The sequence below is a fragment of the Vibrio sp. 10N.261.51.C6 genome, from assembly GCF_041471785.1.
Classification (GTDB): Bacteria; Pseudomonadota; Gammaproteobacteria; order Enterobacterales; family Vibrionaceae; genus Vibrio; species Vibrio crassostreae_C.
Genome location: NZ_JBFRPB010000127.1, coordinates 1 through 216, shown reverse-complemented (window position 1 = coordinate 216; position 216 = coordinate 1). Strand labels below are relative to the sequence as shown.

General features: G+C 49.1%; 1 pseudogene. It reads left to right on the top strand.

Going from position 1 to position 216, the window contains the following annotated elements:
• Positions 1–216: pseudogene (locus AB4375_RS21450) on the top strand (IS66 family transposase); the annotation flags it as partial.

The window sequence follows — 216 nt, the reverse complement described above, 5'->3', positions numbered from 1 at the left end:
TGAAAAAGACGCCAAATATCGACCCAGAAAGCCAAGATGTTGCCGAGCTACAAGCGATGGTAGCTGCTCTGATGTCGGAGAAAAATGAGTGGAAACAAGAGCGCCAATCGCTGCTTGAACAACTCAAACTCGCCTTCGACCGTCAGTTCGCGAAACGCTCGGAGGCATTAAAGCCTTACGATGAATCACAAGGTGACTGTGATCACCAAGCGATTC